At 64.6% G+C, this 26,227-nt stretch carries 25 protein-coding genes; 16 read left to right on the top strand and 9 right to left on the bottom strand.

Features of this window, described 5'->3' with window-relative positions:
* The first annotated feature begins 2 nt into the window (after positions 1-2).
* On the top strand, positions 3-1,424 hold the full coding sequence (locus JQ603_RS24665) for an amidase (RefSeq protein WP_212343261.1): 1,422 nt from the start codon (positions 3-5) through the stop codon (positions 1,422-1,424).
* A 158-nt stretch (positions 1,425-1,582) separates the two neighbouring features.
* Positions 1,583-2,473 (top strand): crotonase/enoyl-CoA hydratase family protein, encoded by an 891-nt coding sequence (locus JQ603_RS24660; protein WP_212343260.1) that lies wholly within the window; start codon positions 1,583-1,585, stop codon positions 2,471-2,473.
* Between the two features lie 120 nt (positions 2,474-2,593).
* On the opposite strand, the gene JQ603_RS24655 is transcribed toward JQ603_RS24660, so the two are convergent.
* The 3 genes from JQ603_RS24655 to JQ603_RS24645 form a co-directional block, all read right to left on the bottom strand.
* Positions 2,594-3,571 (bottom strand): NADPH:quinone oxidoreductase family protein, encoded by a 978-nt coding sequence (locus tag JQ603_RS24655; RefSeq protein ID WP_212343259.1) that lies wholly within the window; start codon positions 3,569-3,571, stop codon positions 2,594-2,596.
* Positions 3,571-4,179 carry a 2-hydroxychromene-2-carboxylate isomerase gene (locus tag JQ603_RS24650; RefSeq protein WP_212343258.1) on the bottom strand — a complete coding sequence of 203 codons (609 nt, stop codon included), beginning with the start codon at positions 4,177-4,179 and terminating at the stop codon, positions 3,571-3,573. Before JQ603_RS24650 ends, JQ603_RS24655 begins: the two co-directional genes overlap by 1 nt.
* Positions 4,180-4,313: 134 nt before the next feature.
* Positions 4,314-5,015 carry a glutathione S-transferase N-terminal domain-containing protein gene (locus JQ603_RS24645; protein WP_212343257.1) on the bottom strand — a complete coding sequence of 234 codons (702 nt, stop codon included), beginning with the start codon at positions 5,013-5,015 and terminating at the stop codon, positions 4,314-4,316.
* A gap of 145 nt (positions 5,016-5,160) precedes the next feature.
* On the opposite strand from JQ603_RS24645, the gene JQ603_RS24640 reads away from it, so the two are divergent.
* A complete protein-coding gene (locus JQ603_RS24640; RefSeq protein ID WP_212343256.1) occupies positions 5,161-6,183 on the top strand; it encodes a methionine synthase in 1,023 nt (340 codons plus the stop codon).
* Positions 6,180-6,413, top strand: a complete 234-nt coding sequence (locus JQ603_RS24635) for a hypothetical protein (RefSeq protein ID WP_245003807.1) — start codon at positions 6,180-6,182, stop codon at positions 6,411-6,413. Before JQ603_RS24640 ends, JQ603_RS24635 begins: the two co-directional genes overlap by 4 nt.
* Here the strand turns inward: JQ603_RS24635 and JQ603_RS24630 are convergent.
* From JQ603_RS24630 to JQ603_RS24620, 3 genes are all read right to left on the bottom strand, one after another.
* Complete coding sequence (locus JQ603_RS24630; RefSeq protein ID WP_212343255.1) at positions 6,410-7,027, bottom strand: hypothetical protein; 618 nt, start codon at positions 7,025-7,027, stop codon at positions 6,410-6,412. The genes JQ603_RS24635 and JQ603_RS24630 overlap by 4 nt on opposite strands.
* Positions 7,028-7,193: 166 nt before the next feature.
* On the bottom strand, positions 7,194-7,721 hold the full coding sequence (gpt, locus tag JQ603_RS24625) for a xanthine phosphoribosyltransferase (protein WP_212343254.1): 528 nt from the start codon (positions 7,719-7,721) through the stop codon (positions 7,194-7,196).
* A 36-nt stretch (positions 7,722-7,757) separates the two neighbouring features.
* A complete protein-coding gene (locus JQ603_RS24620; protein ID WP_212343253.1) occupies positions 7,758-8,495 on the bottom strand; it encodes a competence/damage-inducible protein A in 738 nt (245 codons plus the stop codon).
* 275 nt (positions 8,496-8,770) lie between these two features.
* Here JQ603_RS24620 and JQ603_RS24615 point away from each other — a divergent pair, with 275 nt between their 5' ends.
* From JQ603_RS24615 to JQ603_RS24585, 7 genes are all read left to right on the top strand, one after another.
* Positions 8,771-10,189 carry a circularly permuted type 2 ATP-grasp protein gene (locus JQ603_RS24615; RefSeq protein WP_212343252.1) on the top strand — a complete coding sequence of 473 codons (1,419 nt, stop codon included), beginning with the start codon at positions 8,771-8,773 and terminating at the stop codon, positions 10,187-10,189.
* A 4-nt stretch (positions 10,190-10,193) separates the two neighbouring features.
* Positions 10,194-11,138, top strand: coding sequence for an alpha-E domain-containing protein (locus tag JQ603_RS24610; protein WP_080134268.1), 945 nt, complete (start codon positions 10,194-10,196; stop codon positions 11,136-11,138).
* Between the two features lie 105 nt (positions 11,139-11,243).
* Complete coding sequence (locus JQ603_RS24605; RefSeq protein WP_212343251.1) at positions 11,244-12,092, top strand: transglutaminase family protein; 849 nt, start codon at positions 11,244-11,246, stop codon at positions 12,090-12,092.
* A 103-nt stretch (positions 12,093-12,195) separates the two neighbouring features.
* Positions 12,196-13,392: an acyl-CoA dehydrogenase family protein gene (locus JQ603_RS24600; protein WP_212343250.1), complete on the top strand. Its 1,197-nt coding sequence runs from the start codon at positions 12,196-12,198 to the stop codon at positions 13,390-13,392.
* Positions 13,393-13,445: 53 nt separating this feature from the next.
* Positions 13,446-13,853, top strand: coding sequence for a carboxymuconolactone decarboxylase family protein (locus JQ603_RS24595; protein ID WP_212343249.1), 408 nt, complete (start codon positions 13,446-13,448; stop codon positions 13,851-13,853).
* A 147-nt stretch (positions 13,854-14,000) separates the two neighbouring features.
* Positions 14,001-14,759 carry a proteasome-type protease gene (locus JQ603_RS24590; protein ID WP_057740901.1) on the top strand — a complete coding sequence of 253 codons (759 nt, stop codon included), beginning with the start codon at positions 14,001-14,003 and terminating at the stop codon, positions 14,757-14,759.
* A gap of 26 nt (positions 14,760-14,785) precedes the next feature.
* Positions 14,786-15,544: an SDR family oxidoreductase gene (locus tag JQ603_RS24585; RefSeq protein ID WP_212343248.1), complete on the top strand. Its 759-nt coding sequence runs from the start codon at positions 14,786-14,788 to the stop codon at positions 15,542-15,544.
* Positions 15,545-15,753: 209 nt separating this feature from the next.
* Here JQ603_RS24585 and JQ603_RS24580 read toward each other — a convergent pair whose 3' ends face one another.
* Positions 15,754-16,992 (bottom strand): MFS transporter, encoded by a 1,239-nt coding sequence (locus JQ603_RS24580; RefSeq protein ID WP_212343247.1) that lies wholly within the window; start codon positions 16,990-16,992, stop codon positions 15,754-15,756.
* Between the two features lie 159 nt (positions 16,993-17,151).
* On the opposite strand from JQ603_RS24580, the gene JQ603_RS24575 reads away from it, so the two are divergent.
* On the top strand, positions 17,152-18,402 hold the full coding sequence (locus JQ603_RS24575; RefSeq protein WP_212343246.1) for a NupC/NupG family nucleoside CNT transporter: 1,251 nt from the start codon (positions 17,152-17,154) through the stop codon (positions 18,400-18,402).
* A gap of 118 nt (positions 18,403-18,520) precedes the next feature.
* Here JQ603_RS24575 and JQ603_RS24570 read toward each other — a convergent pair whose 3' ends face one another.
* A complete protein-coding gene (locus JQ603_RS24570; protein ID WP_212343245.1) occupies positions 18,521-19,048 on the bottom strand; it encodes a cupin domain-containing protein in 528 nt (175 codons plus the stop codon).
* Between the two features lie 216 nt (positions 19,049-19,264).
* Here JQ603_RS24570 and JQ603_RS24565 point away from each other — a divergent pair, with 216 nt between their 5' ends.
* Entirely contained in the window at positions 19,265-21,391 is a 2,127-nt protein-coding gene (locus JQ603_RS24565) for a tetratricopeptide repeat protein (RefSeq protein ID WP_212343244.1), read from the top strand.
* A gap of 179 nt (positions 21,392-21,570) precedes the next feature.
* Here JQ603_RS24565 and JQ603_RS24560 read toward each other — a convergent pair whose 3' ends face one another.
* The gene (locus JQ603_RS24560) at positions 21,571-21,858 is read right to left on the bottom strand and encodes an usg protein (protein ID WP_018648592.1); all 288 of its coding nucleotides are present in this window, start codon (positions 21,856-21,858) and stop codon (positions 21,571-21,573) included.
* A gap of 399 nt (positions 21,859-22,257) precedes the next feature.
* On the opposite strand from JQ603_RS24560, the gene JQ603_RS24555 reads away from it, so the two are divergent.
* The 3 genes from JQ603_RS24555 to JQ603_RS24545 all read left to right on the top strand — a co-directional run bounded on the left by JQ603_RS24555 (position 22,258) and on the right by JQ603_RS24545 (position 26,224).
* Positions 22,258-22,572 (top strand): co-chaperone GroES, encoded by a 315-nt coding sequence (locus JQ603_RS24555; protein WP_014494241.1) that lies wholly within the window; start codon positions 22,258-22,260, stop codon positions 22,570-22,572.
* 48 nt (positions 22,573-22,620) lie between these two features.
* The gene (groL, locus tag JQ603_RS24550) at positions 22,621-24,261 is read left to right on the top strand and encodes a chaperonin GroEL (RefSeq protein WP_212343243.1); all 1,641 of its coding nucleotides are present in this window, start codon (positions 22,621-22,623) and stop codon (positions 24,259-24,261) included.
* 202 nt (positions 24,262-24,463) lie between these two features.
* Positions 24,464-26,224: a radical SAM protein gene (locus tag JQ603_RS24545; protein ID WP_212343242.1), complete on the top strand. Its 1,761-nt coding sequence runs from the start codon at positions 24,464-24,466 to the stop codon at positions 26,222-26,224.
* Positions 26,225-26,227 lie beyond the last annotated feature (3 nt).

Here is a 26,227-nt window from a genome sequence, read left to right as displayed (position 1 = left end):
CAATGCAGAAAAAGAGCGCCGAGGAGACGGTCACCTCGCTGCACGATCTGTCCGCGGTCGACCTGATCGCGGGCTATCGCGCCAAGCAATTCTCGCCGAGCGAGGTGCTGGAGGACGTGCTCGCGCATGTCGCGGCGTGGGAACCGCACCTCAAGGCGCTCTATGCATTCGATCCCGACAGCGCGCGCGAGGCCGCCAAGGCCTCGACCGCGCGCTGGAGCGGGGGCGAGCCGTCAGGCGCGCTCGACGGCGTGCCTGTCACGGTGAAGGACAACATCGCGACCAAGGGCGTGCCGGTGCCGCTGGGCGCGGCCAGCGTCAAGCTCGTGCCGGCCGAGAAGGACGCTCCGCCCGCCGCGCGGCTGCGCGAAGCCGGCGCGGTCATCTTCGCCAAGACCACCATGCCCGATTACGGCATGCTGTCCTCCGGGCTCTCCTCTTTCCACGCGCTCGCACGCAATCCCTGGGATCTCGCCAAGAACCCCGGCGGCTCCAGCGCGGGCGCCGGCGCCGCTGCGGCGGCTGGTTATGGCCCGCTGCACCTCGGCACCGATATCGGTGGCTCGGTCCGTCTGCCTGCGGGCTGGTGCGGCCTCGTCGGCCTGAAGCCGAGTTTTGGCCGCGTGCCGATCGATCCCGTCTATGTCGGTCGCGTAGCGGGTCCCATGACCCGCACCGTCGACGATTGCGCGCTGATGATGAGCGCGATCGCAAAGCCCGACCGGCGCGACGGCATGAGCCTGCCCGCCGAGCCACTCAACTGGAAGGGACTGGAAAAGTCCCCGCGAAAACTGCGCATCGGCCTGATGCTCGATCCCGGCTGCGGCCTGGCGCTGGAGAAGCCGGTGCGCGACGTCGCGGTGAAGGCCGCGAAAGCGTTTGAATCCGCAGGTAGCGTCGTGACGGAAGTCGACGGCATCCTCACCCGCGAGATGCTCGACGGCCTCGACAATTTCTGGCGCGCGCGGATGTGGGACGATCTGTCCAAGCTGACGCCGGCCGAACAGGCAAAGGTGCTGCCCTATATCTTCAAATGGGGCGAGTCCGGCGCGAAGCTCTCGGGTGTCGACGTCATCCGGGGCTTCAACCAGACCATGGCGATCCGCGCGGCCGCGTCAAAGCTGTTCTGCGAGCTCGACTATGTGATCTCGCCGACCGCACCCAACGTCAACTATCCCGCAGACTGGGCCTCGCCCACCAACGATCCCATGAAGCCGTTCGAGCACATCGCCTATACCGTGCCGTGGAATATGTCGGAGAATCCGGCCGTCTCGATCAATGGCGGCTTCGACGCCAAGGGTTTTCCCATCGGCGTGCAGATCGTCGGCCGCCGCTTCGACGATATCGGCGTGCTCGGCATGGCCAAGGCGTTTGAGGGCCTGCGCGGCGCGCAGCGGCCCTGGCCCAAGCCGCCGGCGAAGTAGCTTGAATTCAGTCATTCCGGGTTGCGCCCTCTTGGCGCAAGCCCGGAATCCATTCATCGGCACTACTGGTACGGAAAGATGGATTCCGGGCTCGCGCTTCGCGCGCCCCGGAATGACGTGCTAGAGAGACCGACAAAGAGACAGGGAAGGAAACCACCATGGCGTATGAGACGATCAAATACGAGGTCGCCGAACAGATCCTCACCATCACGCTGAACCGGCCCGACAAGCTCAACGCCTTCAATGCGCAGATGCAAGCCGAGCTGATCGCCGCGTTCGACGCCGCCGACAAGGACGACAATGTCCGCGCCATCATCGTCACCGGCGCGGGCCGCGGCTTTTGCGCGGGCGCAGATCTTTCTTCCGGTCCCGACACGTTCGATCGCGATGCGCGGCGCGGGCCGGTCAACCGCTTCGCCGACGGCAAGGTCGATTACAGCGATCCGCAGGTGCGCGACGGCGGCGGCCAGGTGACGTTGCGCATCTTCAAATGCCTCAAGCCCGTCATCGCCGCGGTGAACGGCCCTGCGGTCGGCATCGGCGTCACCATGCAGCTCGCGATGGACATCCGCATCGCCTCGGATGCCGCGCGCTTCGGCTTCGTGTTCTCCCAGCGCGGCATCGTGCCCGAGGCCGCCTCGAGCTGGTTCCTGCCGCGCATCGTCGGTATCTCGCAGGCGCTGGAATGGTGCTATTCGGGCCGCGTTTTCCCGGCGCAGGAAGCGCTGGCGGGGCGTCTCGTCAGCAAGGTCGTCGCGCCCGATGATCTCTTGCCGACCGCACGTGCCCTCGCGAAGGAATTCGCCGCCAAGACCGCGCCGGTGTCGGTGGCGCTGATCCGCCAGATGATGTGGCGCATGATGGGCGCCGACGATCCCATGGAAGCCCACAAGGTCGACAGCCGCGGCATCTACGCCCGCGGCCGCTCCGACGACGTCAAGGAAGGCGTGGTGTCGTTCCTGGAGAAGCGGCCTGCGCAGTTCAAGAACAAGGTATCGACAGACATGCCGGACTATTTCCCATGGTGGACGGAGCGGGAATACAAGTGACGCTCTCGTAGGGTGGGCAAAGCGAAGCGTGCCCACCATTCTTGCTTTGCTTCCCGATGGATGGTGGGCACGGCGCAAGAGCGCCTTTGCCCACCCTACGGCACCGCGACTACGGCACCGTCACTCCATCACCAGCGCCACGCGCCCGATCGCCTTGCGGTCGATCAATAGCCGCATCGCCTTGGCGTAATCCTCCAGCGGCAGGCGGTGCGAGACGTTGGGGCGCAGCTTGCCCTCCTCCGCCCATTGCAAGAGCGCCTTCAGGCGCACCTCGCCGAGCGCGGGGTTCTTGCGCACCGCTTCGCCGGCGCGCACGCCGAGCACGCTGGCGCCCTTGATCAGCAAGAGATTGGTCTTGGCCGAACCGATGCCGCCGGTAAAACCGATCACCAGCAGCCGCGCGCCCCAGGCGATGCAGCGCATCGAGTCCTCGAACACTTGGCCACCGACGGGATCGAACACGACATCCGCGCCGCGCCCATCGGTGATGCGCTTGACGGCATCGCGGAACGGCTCGCGGTCGTAGCGGACGAGATGATCGGCACCGCGCGATTTCGCAATCGTGAGCTTCTCGTCGCTGGACGCCGTCGCGATCACGGTCGCGCCCAGCATCTTGCCGATCTCGACGGCGGCAAGGCCGACGCCGCCGCCGGCGCCGTGTACCAGCAGCACCTCGCCCGGCTCGACCCGGCCGCGATCGATCAGCGCGTGATAGGCGGTGCCGTGGCCGGCGAGATAGGTCGCGGCCTCCGCGTAGTCGAACGTCGACGGCATCGGCGTGAGCTGCGACGGCGTCACCACCGCTTCATCTGTGAATGCGCCATGGCGCATCTTGACGATGACCTTGTCGCCGACAGCAACGCCCCTCGCCTCCGCGCCCAATTCGGTGACGTCGCCGGCAGCCTCCATGCCGGGCGTGAACGGCAGCTCGGGCTTGAGCTGATATTCGCCGGCCGCCATCAGCACATCAGGGAAATTCAAGCCAGCGGCGCGAATGGCAACACGAACCTCGCCCGGCTTGAGGGCGCGCGACGGAAACTCCTCCAGCCGCAAGGTCTCGGGCGCACCAAGCGCACGGCAGACGACAGCGCGCACCATCAGGCCGCGCTCGCCTTGCTGCGCGCAAGTGCCTCGCGGATCAACGGCAGGCGGTCGTTGCCGAAATACATGTCGGTCTTGCCCACGAAGATCGTCGGCGAGCCGAAGCCGCCGCGCGCCACGACTTCCTCGGTGTTGGCCTTGAGCTGGTCCTTGATGCCCTGCTCGGAGATACCGGCAAAGAACTTCTGCTCGTCGATTCCGACCTTCCTGCAGATCCCGGCGAGCACCGCGTCCTGCGAGATGTCCTTGTCCTCGCCCCAATAGGTCTCGAACACGGCGGTCGCGAACGGCACCATGTCCTTTCCAAGCCAGATACAGCCGCGCATCGCCTTGACGCTGTTCACCGGAAACACCGTCGGCGGCATCTTGATCGACAGGCCGGCCGAGCGGGCCCAGTCCGCGAGATCCTTCTTCATGTAGCGTGCCTTCAGCGGCACCGGCGTCTCGCGCTGGGCGTAGACGCTCGGATTGACCGTGTTGAAGATGCCGCCGACCAGGATCGGCCGCCAGGTGATCTCCGCCCCGAGCTCCTTTGCCAGCGGCTGGATGTTGTGGAAGGCGAGATAGGTCCAGGGGCTGGAACAGTCGAAGAAGAATTCGATCATGGCGTTTCCTTTACTGACGGACCTCATCCTGAGGAGGCCGCGTAGCGGCCGTCTCGAAGGATGGCCACGGGTGACAGTCGGGCCTTCATGGTTCGAGACGCGCCTGCGGCGCTCCTCACCATGAGGAACGGGCACTACTTCCTTCCCAACACTTCCTTCGCACGCTGGCCGAACATGATCTTGCGTGATTCCTCGTCGAACGGCTCTTTCACGAATTTTCCGATCGCAAGGCCCGCCTGCACCTGCGGCCGCGCGCGCACCTCGGCGTACCAGCGTTTCACGCTCGGATAGTCGTCGAGCGTAAAGCCTTGCGCCTTGTGGGTCATGGTCCAGGGGAAACAGGCGATGTCGGCGATGGAATAGTCGCCGGCGACATAAGCGCCGGTGTTGGCGAGCTGCCGGTCGAGCACGCCGTAGAGCCGCGCCGCCTCGTCGCGGTAGCGCTCGATCGCGTAGGGAATCTTCTCGGCCGCATAGAGCGCGAAATGACCGTGCTGGCCGAGCATGGGCCCGAGGCCCGCCATCTGCCACATCACCCACTGGATGGTGGTGGAGCGCCCGCGCAGATCGGCCGGCAGCAAGCGGCCGGTCTTCTCCGCGAGATAGATCAGGATCGCGCCGGTCTCGAACGCCGAGAACGGTGCGCCGCCGTCGGCGGGTTCGTGATCGACAATCGCGGGAATGCGGTTGTTTGGACTGATCGCCAGGAACTCAGGATTGAACTGCTCGCCGGCGCGGATATTCACAGGGATCACCTTATAGGGAAGCCCGAGTTCCTCCAGCATGATCGAGATTTTCCAGCCGTTCGGCGTCGGTGCGTAATAGAGGTCGATCATGACCTTTTCCTTGGCCTTCCCTCTGGGCCTTTCCTTCAGGCCTTCCCTGTCGCCGCCGCTGGAATAGAGAGCGACTTTCGTTGTTCTGTACCTCGACGTTAGGACATGGCAGGAAGGGGCGCAACAACCTGCCGGGAGGGCCGCCATGCTGTTTCCAACCACGATCGCCGGCTCCCTGCCGAAGCCGGAATGGCTTGCCGAGCCCAACATGCTCTGGGCGCCCTGGAAGTCCGGAGGCGACGAGCTGCTCCGCGCCAAGCGCGACGCGACGCTGATCTGGCTGAAGATCCAGGAGGACGCCGGCATCGACATCGTTACCGAGGGCGAGCAGGCCCGCCAGCATTTCGTGCACGGCTTCCTGGAGAAGATCGAGGGCATCGATTTCGCCCACAAGGTCGAGATGGGCATCCGCAAGGACCGCTACAAGGCGATGGTGCCGCAGGTGGTCGCGCCTCTCCGGCTGAAAGGCCGCGTCCATGACTTCGAGGCGCGCGTCGCGCGCACGCATACGAAGAAGAAGCTGAAATTCACCCTGCCCGGCCCGATGACCATCATCGACACCATCGCCGATCGCTACTATGGCGATCGCGTCAAGATGGCCTTTGCCTTCGCCGAGCTGCTGAACGAAGAAGCCAGGGCGTTGCAGGCCGACGGCGTCGATCTCGTGCAGTTCGACGAGCCCGCCTTCAACGTCTACATGGACGAGGTCAACGACTGGGGTATCAAGGCGCTGGAGCGCGCGGCAGAGGGCCTCACCTGCACCACCGCCGTGCACATCTGCTACGGCTACGGCATCAAGGCCAACACCGACTGGAAGGAGACGCTCGGCAGCCAGTGGCGGCAATACGAGCAGATTTTTCCGGCGATCGATGCGAGCCCGATCCAGCAGGTCGCGATCGAGTGCCGCAATTCGAAGGTGCCGCTGGACCTGCTGGCGCTGCTGAAGACCAAGATCGTGCAGGCCGGCGTCATCGACGTCGCCAGCGATACGGTCGAGACCGCAGAGGACGTCGTGAAGGTGATCGACGCCGTGTCGAAATTCGTGCCCAAGAGCAACATCATCGCCACCACCAATTGCGGCATGGCGCCGATGCGGCGCGAGATCGCCGAAGCCAAGCTGATGGCGCTCGGCGCGGGCGCCGCGCTGGCGCGCGAGAGGCTGGGATGATGGCGGTGCGCATCGCCTGCATCGTCGCCGTGCTGGCGGTCGCCGCGCTGCCGGCACGCGCCGAGGACCGCTCGGTGCTCGTCAATTGCAGGGCGACGGTGGAGCGTGCGGCCAAGGAGCCGAACGCGACCAGCGAAGCCGAGCTGACCCGCTGCCGTCAGGTGATCCGGGAATGGGCGCTGCGCGATGCGCGAATGATCGTCGACGAAGAAGGCAAGCCGCTGCGCTAGCCGCGCGCCGTCGGATGCAGCACCGGTTGATATCCGGCGATGATCGCACGCAGCGTGGACGGCGGCGTCAGCAGCATCGGACGATCGAGGACGCGCGCATGCGGGGCGTAGCCCGCGAACGACCATAGTAGCGCCCTGCCCTGCGTCACCAGAAAGCTCTCGTCACCTTGCTGCACCATTGCGCCGTCGGGCAATTGCGCGAGCGGCATCGGCAATTCATGCAGCCGTTTCTTGCCGCGATCGAGCCGCTCGCGATGCAGGACGGCATCCATCGCCTTCGCGCTGATGCCGCTCACGCCATTGCCCTTCGCCCACGCCGCGCGAAAACGCCTGGCATCGTCGCGCCGGCAGAAGAAGCAGGGCCGGTGTCCCGCCGCAAAGGCGGCGGCTTCATCGAGGAAGAACAGCTCGGTCCAGCTGCGACGCGCCATCACCGACCGCCGCCAGCCGCGGAATTCGCACAGGCAGGTGATCCAGGCCGGCGTCGACCAGCGCTTGTTCAGAAGCGTCTTGGTCGCGGGATCGTGGATGATGCCGCGGTTGCCGGTGAACATGCCGCGATGCGGCGTCGCGACGATCTCGCCGGTTGGTGTGACGCGGTTTTGCAGGGACATGGTGCGAGTTCACTCCCTCTCCCCGTTCTTACGGGGAGAGGGTTGGGGTGAGGGGCTGCCTCCACAAATAAGGTGAGAGACGGACTCGCGGAAGCTCCCCCTCACCCGGATTGCATCTCCGATGCAATCCGACCTCTCCCCGCAAGCGGGGCGAGGTGAACAAAGATCACGCCGCCCCGTCGCGCAGCGGCGGGTGGTAGGACAGCGCGGTGTCCCAGGGGAAGAAGATCCAGGTATCCTGCGAGACCTCGGTGATGAAGGTGTCGACCAGCGGGCGTCCCATCGGCTTGGCATAGACGGTAGCGAAATGCGCATCCGGCAGCATCTCGCGCACCAGCTTGCCGGTCTTGCCGGTGTCGACGAGGTCGTCGACGATCAGGAGGCCCTTGCCGGTGCCGTTGCCGAGCTTCATCGCGGCTTCCGAGATGCCCTTGAGAACCTGCAGCTCGCCCTGCTTGTTGTGGTCGTAGCTGGCGATGCAGACCGTATCGATCACGCGCACGCCGAGCTCGCGCGCGACGATCGCGGCCGGCACCAGGCCGCCGCGGGTGATCGCGATCACCGCATGGAACGGGCCGACCTCGTTGAGCCGCCAGGTCAGCGCCCGGCAATCCCGGTGGAACTGGTCCCACGAGACCGGAAATGCCTTGCCCGCCCGCTCCTGCGCGCTCAGTTCCGGTGCTTCACCAGCCATTGTCGTCTCCTGCTTCGTCTGCCGGCAAACACTCTGCTAGCGGGTGATGTTCAATCCCGCCAGCATTTCCTTCACCGCCCCCATCGCCGCCGCCAGCTTCTCCGGGTCGCGCGAGCGCACGACGAGGTTGGTGTTCGGCTTCTGCTCTTCGTCCATGAAGGGATAGCTGCCGATGATGGTGTCGGGATGGGCGGCCGCGATCGCCCGCAGCGGGCTGCCGATGTCACCCTCACGGGCGTTGGCGCGAACCGATTCGGAGAGCATGCGCACGCCGGATTTCAGCTTGGGCGAGACGATGTCCATCATCGCCTGCATGATCGAGGGCACGCCCGCCATCACGATGACATTGCCGATCTTGAAGCCGGGGGCGAGGATGGTCGCGCTCTGAATCAGCTCGGCGCCGTCGGGGATGCGGGCCATGCGCAGGCGGGCCTCGTTGAGGTCCTGCTCGCTCCAGCGCTCGCGGAAGCGAGCGACCACCTCCGGATGATGATCGATGCCGACGCCGAAGGCCTTGGCAACGCTGTCGGCGGTGATGTCGTCATGGGTCGGCCCGATGCCGCCGGTGGTGAAGACGTAGGTGTAGCGATGCCGCAGTGCATCCAACGCGGCGATGATGTCGGGCTCGTCGTCGGAGACGACCCGCACTTCCTTCAGGTCGATGCCGATATTGGTCAGGTATTCGGCGATGAAGCCGATATTCTTGTCCTTGGTCCGGCCGGACAGGATTTCATCCCCGATGACCAGAATGCCTGCCGTGACGATCTCGCTCATAAACTCTGTCCCTCACCTGTGGCCCGACTTTGCCGAGGTAACGCGTTGAAGTCACGCGGTTTTGCTGCCGAAATAAGCAGTCCTCAGCCATTTTTTCAGGCAAGCCGCCGGTCGTCCCCGGTAAATCCTGCCAGTCCATGCTTATCGCGCTGGCCCGGCCCTTGCTACCACATGAAAGTCATGCACTCTTGCCGCATGGCCAGGACGTTGCGGCCTCACCAAGGCTTGGCGACCTGTCTAATGGCGCAACGCCTTGCGGAGAACAGTCGGGATCTATGGCAGTCGCGTTTGATGAAATGAATATTCCCGGCGGGGACCTTCGCCCCGCCTATCAGGAGCTGGCACGCTGGCTCAAGGAGACGCCTCCCGAGGCGCTCGAATATCGCCGCCAGGAAGCCGAGCTCCTGTTTCGCCGGATCGGCATCACCTTCGCGGTCTATGGCGATTCCGAATCCACCGAGCGCCTGATCCCCTTCGACGTGATCCCCAGGATCATGTCCGGCAAGGAATGGGCGCTGCTGGAGAAGGGCCTGAAGCAGCGCGTGCGCGCACTCAACATGTTCCTGCGCGACATCTATCACGGCCGCGAGGTCCTCCGCGCCGAGATCGTGCCCGACGATCTTATCTTCCAGAACCCGGTCTTCCGCCCCGAGATGAATGGCCAGCAGGTGCCGCACGACGTCTACGTGCACATCGCGGGCATCGACATCGTCCGGGTCGACGCCGAGGACTTCATCGTGCTGGAGGACAATGCGCGCACGCCCTCGGGCGTGTCCTACATGCTGGAAAACCGCGAGATCATGATGCGGCTGTTTCCGGACCTGTTCGCCCGCCACAGGGTGGCGCCGGTCGAACGCTATCCGGACGAGCTGCTCGCGGCCTTGCGTTCAGTCGCGCCGCAGAGCGCCTCGGGCGAGCCGACGGTCGCCCTGCTCACGCCTGGTGTCTACAACTCCGCCTATTACGAGCACTCGTTCCTGGCCGACAAGCTCGGCATCGAGCTGGTCGAGGGCCGCGACCTCATCGTCAAGAACAACGAAGTGTTCATGCGGACGACCGAGGGCGTAAAGCGGGTCGACGTGATCTACCGCCGCGTCGACGACGACTTCCTCGATCCCCTCACCTTCCGCCCCGACTCCGTGCTCGGCGTGCCCGGACTGATGTCGGCCTATGCAGCCGGCAACATCACGCTCGCCAACGCCGTCGGCACCGGTATCGCCGATGACAAGGCGATCTACTCCTACATGCCTGATATCGTGAAATTCTATCTCGGCGAGGAGCCGATCCTGAAGAACGTGCCGACCTGGCGCTGCCGCGAGCCGAAGGACCTCGCTTACGTGCTGGACAATCTGAGCGAGCTCGTCGTCAAGGAAGTGCACGGCTCCGGCGGCTACGGCATGCTGATCGGCCCCGCAGCGACGAAAGCGACCATCGAAGCCTTCCGCGAAAAGCTCAAGCGCGAGCCGGAAGGTTTTATCGCCCAGCCGACGCTGGCGCTCTCGACCTGTCCGACCTGCACCGCAAGCGGCCTTGCCCCGCGCCACGTCGACCTTCGCCCTTTCGTGCTCACCGGCAGCAAGAGCACCACGATCGTGCCGGGCGGCCTCACCCGCGTCGCGCTGAAGGAAGGCTCCCTGGTGGTGAATTCGAGCCAGGGCGGCGGCACCAAAGACACCTGGATTCTGGACGAGTAGAGAGATGCTGTCGCGTACCGCCGAAAACCTCTACTGGCTCGCCCGCTACGTCGAACGGGCCGAATATCTCGCGCGCACCATCGATGCGACGCTGCGCGTCACCGCGCTTCCTGCCGCCTATATCGGCAAGACCAATGAATGGGACTCGGCGCTGCTCACCGCCGGCGTCGCCGCGAGCTTCTATCAGACCTATGAGGAAGCCAACGAGCACAACGTCGTCGAATATCTGTCCTTCTCGCCGAACAACCCATCCTCGATCCGGAACTGCATCGAGGCGGCGCGGCTGAACTCGCGCTCGGTGCGCACCGCGCTCACCAGCGAGATGTGGGACACCATCAACTCGGCATGGATCGAGCTCCAGGCGGTCTGGAGCAAGGGCACCTCGACGCGCGAGGACCTCGCAAAATTCCTGCGCTTCGTGCAGGAGACCTCGCTGCGCTTCGACGGCTCGGCCTACCGGACCATGCTGCGCAACGACGCCTACTGGTTCTCGCGCATGGGCGTGCACCTCGAGCGCGCCGACAACACCGCCCGCATCCTCGACGTGAAGTACCATGTACTGCTCCCCGAGGAAGAGCATGTCGGCGGCCCGCTCGACTTCTATCAGTGGAGCTCGATCCTGCGCTCGGTCTCGGCGCTGACGGCCTATCACTGGGTCTATCGCGAGACGCTGAAGCCGTGGCTGATCGCGGATCTCCTGATCCTCAACGACACGCTGCCGCGCTCGCTCGCCAGCTGCTACGGCAATCTCGTGCGCAATCTCGACCAGATCGGCGTCGCCTATGGCCGCCAGGGCCCAGCCCAGCGCCACGCCCGCGGCATCCGCAACCGGCTGGAACACAGCAATATGAACGACATTTTCCAGCATGGCGTGCATGAATTCATTCAGGAATTCATCGCGGACAATTCCAGACTGGGCGAAATCATCACGAAGCAGTATTTGATCTGATACACGCCGTCATTCCGGGGCGCTCAAAGGGCGAACCCGGAATCTCGAGATTCCGGGCTCGGTGCTGCGCACCGCCCCGGAATGACGCCAGAACAATGGTCCACCATGCGCCTGCGAATCCAGCACACCACGACCTATCGCTACGAGCCGCCGGCCACCAGCGTGATCCAGATTCTGCGCATGACGCCGTGCAGCCATGACGGACAGTATGTGGCGGAGTGGCAGATCGACGTCTCCACGGACACCAAGCTCGACACCCATGAGGACGCCTTCGGCAACGTCACCCATGTGCTGTCCTGCGGTCCCGTCGGCGACATCAAGATCACCGCCGAAGGGCTGATCGAGACCCACGACACCGGCGGCGTGCTGCGCGGCGCCGATGAGCGCTTTCCGGCCGGCATGTTCTTGCGTCCCACCGATCTCACCACCGTCAATCCGGCGATGGCGGCCGTCGCACGGCAGCTCCGCAGCGAGGCCGAGAGCGACACGCTCGGCTTCCTGCACGCGCTGATGAGCGAGATCAGCGACCACATGACCTTCGACGAGGACCCCACCAACAGCGGCACCTCGGCGGCGGAAGCGTTCACGCTCAAGCGCGGCGTCTGCCAGGACTACGCACACATCTTCATCGCCTGCGCCCGCAGCGGCGGCGTGCCGGCGCGCTTCGTCTCAGGCCACTTTTTGCGCTCCGACGGCACAGTGCACCAGGATGCCGGCCACGCCTGGGCGGAGGCGTATGTCCCCGATCTCGGCTGGGTCGGCTTCGATCCCGCGAACTGCATCTGCACCACCGATGCCCATGTGCGTGTCGCCATCGGGCTCGACTATCTCGGCGCCGCCCCCGTGCGCGGCACCCGCTATGGCGGCGGCACGGAGACGCTGACGGTCGCGGTCAAGGTCGAGCAGGCCGGCCGCGGCGGACAATCGCAGTCGCAGTCCCAGCGGCAGGGCTAGCGACGTTACAGCCGTAACCGACGACCGCCGCGTTGAAACCGCGCCGTAGCACGGTTTGTCCAATTCTTGTTGCGATCCGTTTCCGCAACAGAGGTTGAGACAGATGCGGCTTCAAGAAAGACTCAGCGATCACTTCGCACTGCGCCATCCCCACAAGGCCATGCTTGTGGGCATCCAGGAGCTGGCTCCCGAGATCAAGGCGCGCGCCGCCGAGATCGAAGCTGCACGCCGCATCCCGCCCGACCTCGTGGAACGGCTGCGATCGATCGGGATCTTTCGCATGTTCGTCCCGCGGAGCCATGGCGGACTGGAGCTCGATTTTCCCGATGGCCTCGAGGTCATCAAGGCACTGACCCGTCTCGACGGCTCGATCGGCTGGACCGCGATTGTCGCCGGTGTCGGCAGCCTGTTCGCGGCAGCGGCACGCCCTGAATTGTATCAGCAAATGTATCAGGACGGTCCTGACGTCGCGATCTGCGGCTCGTCCCAGCCGGCAGGCACGGCGGAGCGCGTGTCGGGCGGCTATCGCGTCAAGGGCCGCTGGCCGTTCGCCAGCTCCTGCATGCATGCCGACTGGATCGGCGGATTCTGCATCGTCACCGAGAATGGCAAACCGATCCCCGGTCCGCACGGCAAGCCTCAGATTGGCGCCGTCGCCTTGCCGGCGCGCGAATGGGACCTCGAGGACACCTGGCACGCGGCCGGGCTCAAGGGCACCGGCAGCCATCACATCGCGCTACGGGAGAGGCTGGTTCCCGAAACCAATGTCTTCGATCTCGAGACTCCCCCTCGCATGTCCGGTCCGCTCTATCAGGCATTGCGGCAATGGCTGCCAGTGGCGCATGGCGCACTCTCGGTGGGTCTTGCCGAAGGCGTGGTCGATGACCTGCTCGCGCTGGCACACACCGGGCGGCAGCAATTATATGCGGCCGTCCCGATGCGGGAGTCCGAGACCTTCCAGTACGAGCTCGGCCGCATCTCCGCGAACCTTAAGGCCGCGCAGGCCCTCCACGAGGTCCAGGTTGCCAGCCACTGGCGGCGTGCGCTGGCCGGCACGCTGAACGACGAAGATCTCATCATCGAGGGCGCTCAATCTGCGACCTGGCTCGCCACGACCTGCGTCGGCATCGCGGATGCCTGCTTTGCGCTGGCCGGAAGCAGCGCGGTCTACGACAGCTCGCCGCTGCAGCGGCGCCTGCGCGACCTTCACGTCGCAGCCCAGCACGCCCACGCCCAGCAGAGGCAATATGTCGACGTCGGCAGGCTGGCCTTGCGCCGCTCGGCTGACGATGCCGCCTGAACGCATCAGCCGTGCTACGCTCGCGGGATCAAATCCGACCCCGCGAGGCCCTCATGGCAACTGTAAAACTGCTTTCGGACGATGAGCTCTCCACCGAGGCGCGCGCCGTTTTCGACGACATCCGCAAGGTGCGGCAATCGGATTTCGTCAACAATTTCTGGCGCGCGCTGGCGCATGATCCGAAGACGCTGCGGCGGACCTGGGAATGCCTCAAGGAGGTGATGGCGCCAGGGGCGCTCGATCCCAAGGTCAAGGAAATGCTCTATGTCGCGGTCTCGATCGCGCATGGTTGCAGCTATTGCATCCATTCGCACACCGCGAGCGCCCGGGCCAAGGGCATGACCGCGGCCGAATATGGCGAGCTGCTTGCCATCGTCGGCATGGCCGCGGAGACGAACCGGCTGGTCACCGCGCTCGGCGTCCCTGTCGATAAGGCGTTTCTCGTCGATGCCGCGGATTGAGGCGGGCAGCGGTAGGGCTTCCCCGTCATTCCGGGGCGCGACCAAGTCGCGAGCCCGGAATGACAGCCTTCCCCCGCGGGAATCGGGGGTTTCATGCCTCCCTGAAATTCGCTAGTAATTCCGCGCAAACGCGTTCGGGGACTGGAAATGACCTATTGCTGCGGAATCCTGGTTCGGGACGGTCTGGTGATGATCGCCGATACCCGCACCAATGCCGGTCTCGACAACGTCTCGACCTTCCGCAAGCTGCATATCTTCTCCAAGCCCGGCGACCGCATCATGGCGATCGCCAGCGCCGGCAACCTCGCCATCAGCCAGTCGGTGCTGTCGACGCTGACCGAGGGCCTCGAAGACCCCAATACGGGCGAGATCGAGACGCTGATGAACGCGCCCACCATGTTCCAGGCCGCCCAGCGCATCGGCCGGGCGATCCGGGCCGTGCATGCGACCGAAGGGCCCGCGCTGAAGTCCGAGGACGTCTCCTTCGACGTCTCCTTCCTGTTCGGCGGCCAGATCAAGGGCGCGCGCATGCGCCTGTTCATGGTCTACACCGCCGGCAATTTCATCGAATGCACCACCGACACGCCCTACCTGCAGATCGGCGAACACAAATACGGCAAGCCGGTGCTCGACCGCGCCATGCATTACGACGTCGAGCTCTACGAGGCGCTGAAGACCGGCCTGATCTCGATGGACTCGACCATGCGGTCCAATCTCGGCGTCGGCCTGCCGATCGACGTGCTGGTGGTGCGCACGGACGCCTGCGAGGCCGATCTCAATCACCGCATCGAGGCGGGCGAGCCCTATTTCCACGATCTGCGCTCGCGCTGGTCGGCGGCGTTGCGCGCGGCGCACCAGAACATCCCGCGGCCGCCCTACAAGAACGAAAAAGAACCCAAAACCTGACAGCTCAAGAGAAAAGGCAGGAAACGATGAGTGACGCGAAAAAGATCGCAGTGGTGACGGGCGCCGGCACCGGTGTCGGGCGCGCGGCGTCGCTGGCGCTGATGAACGCCGGCTTCACCGTGGTGCTGGTCGGGCGCCGCATGGAAATGCTCGAGGAGACCGCGAAGCTCGGCCCCGCGGGCAAGAGCCTGTGCGTCACCGCCGACATGACCAAGCCGGACTCGATCGCAGCGCTGTTCGACAAGGTGAAGGCGACCTATGGCCGCCTCGACGTGCTCTTCAACAATGCCGGCATGGGCGCGCCCGCGGTGAACTTCGAGGACCTCAGCCTCGAGCAGTGGCAGGCGGTGGTGAACACCAACCTCACCGGCCCGTTCCTGTGCACCCAGCACGCCTTCCGCATCATGAAGGACCAGACCCCGCGCGGCGGCCGCATCATCAACAACGGCTCGATCTCGGCGCACGCGCCGCGGCCGTTCTCGGCGGCCTACACCTCGACCAAGCACGCCATCACCGGCCTCACCAAGGCCAGCAATCTCGACGGCCGCATGTATGACATCGCGGTCGGCCAGGTCGACATCGGCAACGCCGCGACCCCGATGACCGACCGCATGGTCAACGGCCCCGGCGTGCTGCAGCCCGACGGCACCACCAAGCACGAGCCGCGCATGGACGCCAAGGCGGTCGGCGACGCCGTCGCCTACATGGCCGGCCTGCCGCTCGATGCCAACGTGCTGACCATGACGGTGATGGCCACCAAGATGCCGTTCGTCGGACGGGGCTGAACAAAAAACTGCGAAAACAACCCCATGCACAGTAGGCGGCATGGGGTTGTGGCCTGCCTTCGTCCAGCAGGGTGACGTCGGCTAAATCCCCGAGCTGCCTCCACAATCGTCATTGCGAGCGCAGCGAAGCAATCCAGGCGCCTCCGCGGTGAGATTCTGGATTGCTTCGTCGCAAGAGCTCCTCGCAATGACGGGAGCGAGTGTGCCCCCTACTCCAGGCTCTCCACCTGCCGCAGGCTCGGAAACAGCTTCATCCAGAGCAGCGCCACCGCGACGGTGCAGACGCCGCCGAGCACGGCGGCGGGCATGGTGCCGAACAGGGCGGCGGTGAGGCCGCTCTCGAACTGGCCGAGCTGGTTGGAGGCGTTGATGAACAGGAAATTCACCGCGCCGACGCGGCCGCGCATCTCGTCGGGCGTCGACAGCTGCACCAGCGAGAAGCGGATCACGACGCTGATCGTGTCGGCCGCGCCGAGGATCGCGAGCGACAGCACCGACAGCCACATCCAGGACGACAGCGCGAACACGATCGTGGCGAGGCCGAACACGATCACCGCCTGGAACATGCGCAGGCCGACATGGCGCGAGATGGCGTGGCGCGCCAGCACCATGGTCATCAGGAGCGCGCCGACCGCGGGCGCGGCACGCAGCACGCCGAGCCCGACCGGGCCGGTCTGCAGGATGTCGCGGGCGTAGATCGGCAACAGCGCGGTGACGCCGCCGAACAGCACGGCGAACAGGTCGAGCGAGATGGTGCCGAGGATCGCGGGATTGCTGCGGATGAAGCGGACCCCGGCAAAGATATTGTCCGCGTCGTCCATGTCCTTGGCGACGGCCTGCGGACGCGGCCGGATGAAGCCGGTCAGGATCATCCCAAGAATCCAGAACAGCAGCATCACCGCGTAGGCGAGATGCGGCGCGACCGCGTAGGCGAAACCGCCGAGCGCGGGACCGGTGATGGTCGCGACCTGCCCCGCCCCGCTCGCGACCGCCGTGGCGCGCTGGAGCGATCCCTGCGGCGCGATCAGCGGCAGCAGCGCCGCGGTGGTCGGGCTCTCGAACGCGCCGGCGATGCCGAGCACGAAGGTCGCGATGAAGATCTGCACCTCGCTGACCGCGCCGAGATAGGTGATGGTTGCGAGATAGAGCGCGGTCGCGGCTTCCACGAGCTGGCAGAGCTGGACCACGCGCTTGCGTTCGAAGCGATCGGCGGCGTGGCCGGCGACGAACACCAGCAGCGCCGTCGGCAGGAACTGCACGAGGCCGACCATGCCGAGGTCGAAGGCCGAGCCGGTGAGGTCGTAGATCTGCCAGCCGATCGCGACCGCCGCGATCTGGCTGGAGAACCGCGACAGGCTGCGCGAGAGCAGGAAGTACAGGAAGGCGCGGTGGGCGAGGAGCGCGCCGGCGCTGACCGGCGGGTTTGCGGATCTTGGCTGCTCTGGCATCGCCTCTTCGGTCACCTCGGACTGTCCGGCTCTTGATCTGATGGGCCTCCGCGTGGCTGAGACGGGTCCGGTTGTCAACAATGGGACACTTCCGTGGCCGGTCGGCATTGCCTTTGCAACGCACGCGCGGCCATAATCATTGGGGGTTTTGGGGACATCATGCTTCGGCTGCAATCGGCACTCGGCGTTTTCGCATTGCTGTTGATCGCCTTCGCGCTGGCGGAGAATCGCCGCGCGGTGTCGCTGCGCCAGGCGGTGATCGGCCTTGTCGCGACCTTCGCCACCGCAGTCGTGCTGCTGAAGCTGCCGGTCGTCGCCCATGCCTTCGGCGCCATCAACGACGCGGTCGGCGCGATCTCGGCGGCCTCGCGCGCCGGCTCCGCCTTCGTGTTCGGCTATATCGGCGGCGGCACCCTGCCCTTCGACCTGAAGGTGCCGGGCGCCGATTTCATCCTGGCGTTCCAGGCGCTGCCGATCGTGCTGGTCATGAGCGTGCTGACGACGCTGCTGTTTTATTGGCGGGTGCTGCCGCCGGTCGTGCGCGGCATGGCCTGGCTGCTGGAGCGCACGCTCGGTGTCGGCGGCGCGGTCGGGCTGTCGACCGCCGCCAACATCTTCCTCGGCATGGTGGAGGCGCCGCTGTTCGTGCGACCCTATCTGGCGCAGATGACGCGCAGCGAATTGTTTCTGGTCATGACCGGGGGCATGGCCGGCATCGCCGGCACCGTGCTGGTGCTCTATGCGACGCTGCTCGCCCCGCTCATCCCCGACGCCGCCGCGCATTTCGTCATCGCCTCCGTGCTGGGCGCGCCGGCCGCGATCCTCGTCAGCCTGATCATGGTGCCCGAGACCTCGGACAAGCGCACCGGCGGTGCGCTGGAGGATCCCGAGATGGAGGTCGCCAGCACGATGGACGCGATCGTGAAAGGCACGAGCGCGGGGCTCGAGCTGCTGCTCAACATTGTCGCGATGCTGCTGGTGCTGGTGGCGCTGGTCTATCTCGTCAACGCCATCCTCGGCCTCCTGCCAAACGTCGGGGGCGCCGCGATCTCGCTGCAGCGCCTGCTGGGCCTCGTGATGGCGCCGGTGTGCTGGCTGATGGGATTGCCGTGGGACCAGGCCGTGACGGCCGGCAGCCTGATGGGCACCAAGACCGTGCTCAACGAATTGATCGCCTATGTCGACTTCTCGAAACTGCCACCCGATACGCTGGATCCGCGCTCGCGCCTGATCATGCTCTACGCGATGTGCGGCTTCGCCAATTTCGCCAGCCTCGGCATCATGATCGGCGGCCTGGGGGTGATGGCGCCGGAGCGGCGCGAGGAGATCAACGCGCTCGGGCTGAAGTCGATCGTATCGGGCACGCTGACGACGTGCTTGATCGGAGCGGTGGTGGGGGTGCTGGCGTGACGCCGTAGCCCGGATGGAGCGTAGCGCAATCCGGGACAGCGTCACCGCCGGATACAGCGGCCCCGGATTACGCTTCGCTCCATCCGGGCTACAAGGCCCGGTCATTGCGAGCGAGCCTCTACGCCTTCAACTCCACCGTCCTAAACTCCGCCGGCAGGATCACCTCCAGCAACTCGACGTCGTCCGAATAGTCCAGGATCATGTGCTTGATCTTCGGCGGCTGGGTCCAGGCGCTGCCTTGCTTCATCAAGGTCTCGCCCTGACCGTCCATATAGGTCTTCACCCAGCCCTTGAGCACATAGACCATCTGGAACTCGACGTCGTGGAAGTGCAGCTTCGAGACCTCCGCCGGATCGCAGGGGCCTTGCAGGCGGATCACATGCGCCTGCGCGAGGCCATGGGTCGCATCGGCAATGCCGAGGTCGCGATACTTCGCGTAGGCGCGCAGGCCGTCGGCCTTGAAGTCTTCCTCGCGATGATGGCTGATCGCGATGCGCTGCCTGGGACGTGCGGGCTTCTTCGGTGCGGCCGTGCGCGCCTTTGACTTCACCGCCTTGCGCGCCGAGGATCGCGCCGCTGCCTTGGTGCCACTCCGCTTCTTCACTGCGGTCTTCGATGCGGGTCTTGATGCCTTTTGCTTGGCCATTGTCTGCCTCCCTGATCTGAGCCGCTCCCGCCGGACGGGGACAACCCGACGGCAGACTAGCCAGTCCTGGACTGGGCAGCAATTGCGGGCTTGGGCCAGCAAGCGCGACGCCCCGTCGCCCGTAGCTTGCCCGAAGCTGTCGTGGCGAACGGCCGTCGTCTCGTATTCGTTCCCTCGCCGATTTAGTCTCGCCGGGAGATTCTGGGGGATTGATTCATGAGCAACAGCGTAGGTCAGCGTGCATTTCACAATGCGCGGCTTCAAAAGCGGCAGAAGGCCGAAGTGCTGCCATTGCTCGGGCTGGCCCTCCAGTTGCAGAAGCAAGGGCTTCTCGCCGAGGCCCGGGCTGGCTATCGCCAGGTCCTGCAGCTCGCGCCCAACCAGTTCATCGCGCTGCATATGCTCGGCAGTTTGGAGTCAGACGCCAAGAACTACCAGGAAGCCGAAATTCTGCTGAGCCGGGCAGTCGCCGTGGATCCGCAATCTGCCGATGCTCACATGAGCCGGGGCGTCGCGCTGAACAAGCTCCGACGTCACGACGAGGCCTGCGAGAGCTATCGAAAGGCCCTCGCCTTGCGCCCCAACTTCGCCGTAGCCCTGTCCAATCTCGGCAATGCGAGCGTGAATCTCGATCTTCAGCAAGCGCTCGAGTGCTACGACAAGGCGCTCGCAATCGACGGAAATCTTGCCGAAGCCCACAACGGTCGGGGTTGGGTGCTCTGCCGTCTGCGCAATTATGACGAGGCCATCGCAAGCCTGAACCGCGCGCTGTCGATCAAGTTCGACTATGCCTCGGCGCTGGCGAACCGCGCCATCGCATTGCAGGAGCTTCTGCGATTTGACGAAGCCATGGCGGATTGCAATCGGGCAATCGCCCTGGCGCCCGACGACATGAACGGCTGGCTCGGGCGCGCCTGTGTCTGGCTCCAGATCCAGCAAGTGGCCGAAGCATTGCACGATAGCGAGAAAGCTATCGCGCTCGATCCCGATGCCGTTCAAGCTCACCTGATCCGGGGCGTTTGTCTCTCCACGCTTGGGCAGGTCGACGAGGCCCTGGCCAGTTACGACAGAGCGCTCGAGATCGAGCCTGACTTCCCGGGCGCGATCTCCAACAAGATATTCACGCTCGATTTCGCGGCGGATGCCAGCGTCGAGCAGCATCAGCAGGCGCGGCAGGTCTGGTGGGAGCGGATCGGCAAGACGTTCGCTTCAGAAGCGGCGGGACCGTACGACAACAGCCGCGATCCGGATCGCCCGCTGGTGCTCGGCTATGTCTCGTCGGACTTCAACGCGCATTCGGCCGCGTTCATATTCAAGCCGGTCCTGCAGTACCATGACCGGGCACAGTTTGAGGTCGTGTGCTACTCCTGTTCGTCGAAAGTGGATCCGGCGACCGACGAATTTCGAAAGATCGCCGATCGCTGGCGCGACGCCTCGCAATGGAGCGACGATCGCCTCGCCGCCGAGATCCGCGCCGATGGTATCGATATCCTGATCGATCTGTCCGGCCACACCAAAGGAAACCGCCTCAGCGTGTTTGCGCGCAAGCCGGCGCCGATCCAGGCCCATGGCTGGGGCCACGGCACCGGCACCGGGCTGCCGACGATCGACTATCTGTTCTCGGACCCGGTCGCGATCCCTGCCGCGGTCCGGCATCTGTTTGCGGAAACCGTCGTCGATCTGCCCTGCTTCGTGACGCTGGAACCGCTGCCGATGGAGCTTGCGGGGACGTCAACGCCGGCGATCACGAACGGCTTCGTCACATTCGGCGTCTTCAACCGCATCAGCAAGATTTCAGACCAGGCCGCGCAGGCTTGGTCCCGGATTCTCGAGCGGGTGCCGGGGTCGCGACTGCTGATCAAGGATGTTGCGCTGGACGATCAAATGGTCCGCGATAATCTGCTGGCACGGCTTGCAGCTTGCGGCGTGCCGGCCGAACGCGTCGAACTGCTCGGCACCACCTTGCGGGTCGATCATCTGGCTGCGTTCAATCGCGTCGATATTGCCCTCGACCCGTTCCCGCAGAATGGCGGCGTCAGCACATTGGAAGCCTTGCAGATGGGCGTGCCCGTGGTGGCGAAACTCGGGAACAGTCTGCCCAGCCGCGCCGCCGGCTCCATCCTCTCCGCGATTGGCCTGCCGGACTGGGTCACGGATAGCGAGGAGGCCTATATCGACATCGCGGTGAGCCGTGCGGCTGAGATCGGCGACCTCGACAAGTTGCGCCGCGAGCTGCCCGGACAGGTCAGGGCAGCGCCCGCCTGCAACCCGGTCGCCTACGCGGAAGCGGTCGACCAGGCCTATCGCGCGATGTGGAAGCGCTATTGCAGCAGCGACGCCTGATTGCCCCTCAGGCAGCGGTCACGCTGCAAGCGCGTTCGTAGGGTGGGCAAAGCGACTTGTCCGCCGTAGCTCGAAGAGCGAAGGCGGAAGCGTGCCCACCATTGTCAGATGTCGCGGGAGATGGTGGGCACGGCGCGCAAGAGCGCGCCTTTGCCCAACCTACGAGAGCGCGCCTTGAATCAATGCAGCCGGAATACGCCGTCGACGGCGCGCAGCTCGGCCGGCTTGATCAGCTTGGAATGCGCGACGGTGACCGAGAACAGCGGACCGTCGAGCTTCTCCTGCCAGAAGGCCAGGAAGTCGGTCAGCGCGGGAAATTTCGGAAACATGTCGTAGTTCTGCCAGACATAGGTCTGGAGCAGCGAGGGATGATCCGGCATCCGGTAGAGAATTTGCGCCGTCGTCAGCCCGTAGCCCAGCATCTGTTTCCGGAAGTCCTCGGAAACGCCCCCAACCCGCAGTCCCATGCCAACCTCCTTTGCAGGAGCGCATTCAGGGGGCGGCTTTCCGGTACGCTGCTTACGAGCCACCCGGTGGAGATGCGCTCACATGAGAGAAATGTGACGCAAATTGACAACCCATCTCAAGCCCAAAAGTTTAACAAGCTGTTGAAATTCAATGCGTTAGCAGCAGAGAGAACTCCGTGCTAATACGGCCCCCACGGGGCCTCGAAGAGGCCTCCGAGGCTGGTTAACGATGGGATAGAGATTCTGGCAGTCCACGCTTCCGGGTGCCGATTTTTCTGCTAGAAGCCCTTGCCCCCGCAAAATTCCTGTCCTATTTCAGCCTCGCCTGTGCTAGCACTCGCGGGCACAGACTGCTAACGCCCAAAAATCCCATATCGTGCAACTACTTAGGAGGACTGCATGAAATTCCGTCCGCTTCACGACCGCGTCGTGGTCAAGCGTATCGACGCAGAAGAGAAGACCGCTGGCGGCATCATCATTCCCGACACTGCCAAGGAAAAGCCCTCCCAGGGTGAAGTCGTCGCCGTCGGCCCCGGTGGCCGCGACGAAGCCGGCAAGCTGATCCCGATCGACCTGAAGGTCGGCGACCGCGTGCTGTTCGGCAAGTGGTCCGGCACCGAGGTCAAGATCGACGGCGTCGATCTCCTGATCATGAAGGAAAGCGACATCATGGGCGTCCTCGACGTCCCCGCTTCCAAGAAGAAGGCGGCCTAAGAGCCCCCTCTCTCCCTCCAGTCAAACATCATCCAAGGAAAATTCCAGATGGCAGCCAAAGAAGTCAAATTCTCGGTTGAAGCGCGCGACAAGATGCTGCGCGGCGTCGACGTTCTCGCCAACGCGGTGAAGGTCACGCTCGGTCCGAAGGGCCGCAACGTCGTGCTCGACAAGTCGTTCGGCGCTCCCCGCATCACCAAGGACGGCGTCACCGTCGCCAAGGAGATCGAGCTCGACGACAAGTTCGAGAACATGGGCGCCCAGATGGTGCGCGAAGTCGCCTCCAAGTCCGCTGACGCGGCCGGCGACGGCACCACCACCGCCACCGTGCTCGCCCAGGCGATCGTGAAGGAAGGCGCCAAGTCGGTTGCCGCCGGCATGAACCCGATGGACCTCAAGCGCGGTATCGACCTCGCGGTCGAAGCCGTCGTGGCCGACCTCGAGAAGAACTCGAAGAAGGTCACCTCGAACGAGGAGATCGCCCAGGTCGGCACCATCTCGGCCAACGGCGACCAGGAGATCGGCAAGTTCCTCTCCGACGCCATGAAGAAGGTCGGCAACGAGGGTGTCATCACCGTCGAGGAAGCCAAGTCGCTCGAGACCGAGCTCGACGTCGTCGAGGGCATGCAGTTCGACCGCGGCTACATCTCGCCCTACTTCGTCACCAACGCCGACAAGATGCGCGTTGAGATGGACGACGCCTACATCCTCATCAACGAGAAGAAGCTCTCCTCGCTGAACGAGCTGCTGCCGCTGCTCGAGGCCGTGGTGCAGACCGGCAAGCCGCTGGTCATCGTCGCCGAGGACGTCGAAGGCGAAGCCCTCGCGACCCTGGTCGTGAACCGCCTGCGCGGCGGCCTGAAGGTCGCGGCCGTCAAGGCTCCGGGCTTCGGCGATCGCCGCAAGGCCATGCTGCAGGACATCGCGATCCTGACCGGCGGCCAGGCGATCTCGGAAGACCTCGGCATCAAGCTCGAGAACGTCACGCTCAACATGCTCGGTCGCGCCAAGAAGGTGATGATCGACAAGGAGAACACCACGATCGTCAACGGCGCCGGCAAGAAGGCCGACATCGAGGCGCGCGTGGCCCAGATCAAGGCGCAGATCGAGGAGACCACCTCGGACTACGACCGTGAGAAGCTCCAGGAGCGTCTCGCCAAGCTCGCGGGCGGCGTCGCGGTGATCCGCGTCGGCGGCGCGACCGAGGTCGAGGTGAAGGAGCGCAAGGATCGCGTTGATGACGCGATGCATGCGACCCGCGCGGCTGTCGAGGAAGGCATCGTCCCGGGCGGCGGCGTCGCCCTGCTCCGTGCCTCCGAGCAGCTCAAGGGCCTGCGCACCAAGAACGACGACCAGAAGACCGGCGTCGAGATCGTGCGCAAGGCGCTGTCGGCTCCCGCTCGCCAGATCGCGATCAACGCCGGTGAAGACGGCTCGGTGATCGTCGGCAAGATCCTGGAGAACAAGGCCTACAACTACGGCTTCGACTCCCAGACCGGCGAATATGCCGACCTCGTCAAGAAGGGCATCATCGACCCGACCAAGGTGGTCCGTACCGCGATCCAGAACGCAGCTTCGGTTGCGGCCCTGCTGATCACCACGGAAGCCATGGTCGCCGAGCTGCCCAAGAAGGGCGGCGCAGGTCCCGCGATGCCCCCGGGCGGCGGCATGGGCGGCATGGACTTCTAAGTCCGGCCTCTCAGGCACGATACGAAATGCGAAACCCCGGCAGCGATGCCGGGGTTTTTTGACTCTACACGCTTAGGTCGCATCCCCTTTCGTCCCGGGGCAACGCGAAGCGCCTCCGGAACGACGTAGACCGCGGCTCGGTCGTCGCAAGATGCAATCAAAACGGGTTGGCGATCGAGCGTTCGCGGGATACCCTCCGCGCATGCCGACGAACAAGACATTCCGGCTTGTTCTCATCAAGCCGTCGCATTACGACAGTGATGGCTACGTAATCCGTTGGTGGCGGGGGGGCCTGCCTTCCAATTCCTTGGCGTGCCTTCATGGCATCGCGCTCGATTGCCGCGAGCGTCAGGTTCTCGGCGCAGATTTCGACATCGACCTTGAAGCGATCGACGAGACCAACCGGAGAGTGCGGGTTGAAGCGCTGGCGCGCTCGATCAAGACGGCCAATGCCGGTATGGTGATGCTGGTCGGCGTACAGTCCAACCAGTTTCCACGAGCGATTGATATCGCACGACAATTTCGAAGCCGGGGTATCCAGGTCGCGGTCGGGGGCTTCCATGTCTCGGGGACGCTGGCCATGTTGCCGGATTGCGACCCTGACGTTCGCAAGATCATGGATCTGGGTGTGTCGGTGTTTGCCGGGGAGGCTGAAGGACGTCTTGAGCACGTCCTGCAGGATGCCGTCGCCGGGCGGCTTCAGCCACAGTACAATTTCCTCGATGACCTTCCGCATCTCGAAGGTCAGTCGTTACCAATCATTCCCCAAGAGCAGATCAAGCGGGTAATGGGTCGCACCACGAGTTTCGACGCCGGCCGTGGCTGCCCCTTCCAGTGCTCGTTCTGCACGATCATCAACGTGCAAGGCCGCAAGTCTCGGCGCCGGACTGCCGACGACATCGAGGCCCTGATCCGCGCCAATGTCGCGCAGGGCATTCATGCCTTCTTCATCACCGATGACAATTTCGCCCGCAACAAGGACTGGGAGGTGTTGCTCGACCGCATCATCGCGCTTCGCGAGAGCGAAGGATGGCAGCTGAGCTTCACGATCCAGGTCGACACCCTCTGCCACAAGCTGCCGAACTTCGTCGAGAAATGCGCAAAAGCAGGCGTACGCAGGTGCTTCATCGGCCTGGAAAACATCAATCCGGACAGTCTGCTCGGCGCCAAGAAGCGCCAGAACAAGATCACGGATTACCGCGAGATGATGCTAGCCTGGAAGCAGGCCAAAATCGTCACCGTCGGCGGCTATATCCTCGGTTTCCCGAACGACACGCCGGCGTCGATCATCCGTGACATCAAGATCATCCAGGACGAGCTGCCGATCGACATGCTGGAGTTCTTCTTCCTGACGCCGCTGCCCGGATCGGAGGATCACAAGACGCTATACACCAAGGGCGTCACGATGGATCCGGACCTCAACAAGTACGATCTGGACCATGTCACGGTCGCGCACACGACGATGTCGCAGGCCGAATGGGAACACGCCTACGCGACGGCCTGGGCCACCTACTACAGCTGGGCGCATGTCGAAACGATCATGCGGCGGGCCGCGGCAACCGGCAACAGCGTCAACAGGATCAAGACCTTCGTTCTCTATTTCAGGGGCTACCATCCGATCGAGCATGTCCACCCGCTCGAGGGCGGTGTGCTCCGTCTGAAAAGCCGGCGTGAGCGCCGTCCACATCTGCCGACGGAGCCGGCGTGGCTGTTCTATCCTCGCTTCGTTGCGGAAACGGCGACCAAGGCAGCTCGCTGGGCGACGCTCGCAATCCGTCTCGAGCGCCTTGCGCGCAAGGTCAAGCGCGATCCGCATCGGCTCGCCTATACCGACAAGGCGCTGACGGCTTCGACCGATCAAACCGAGAGCCTCGAATTGTTCAAGACGCGGTCGAGCCAGGCCTTCCTCGATCAGCGCCGACACATCGAGGAAGCGCAGAGGCGGAAGATCCCCGTCTCGTGAGGT

This window comes from Bradyrhizobium liaoningense (assembly GCF_018130825.1).
GTDB lineage: Bacteria > Pseudomonadota > Alphaproteobacteria > Rhizobiales > Xanthobacteraceae > Bradyrhizobium > Bradyrhizobium liaoningense_B.
The sequence above is the reverse complement of the archived record's forward strand: the minus strand, read 5'-3'. Positions and strand labels throughout refer to the sequence as shown.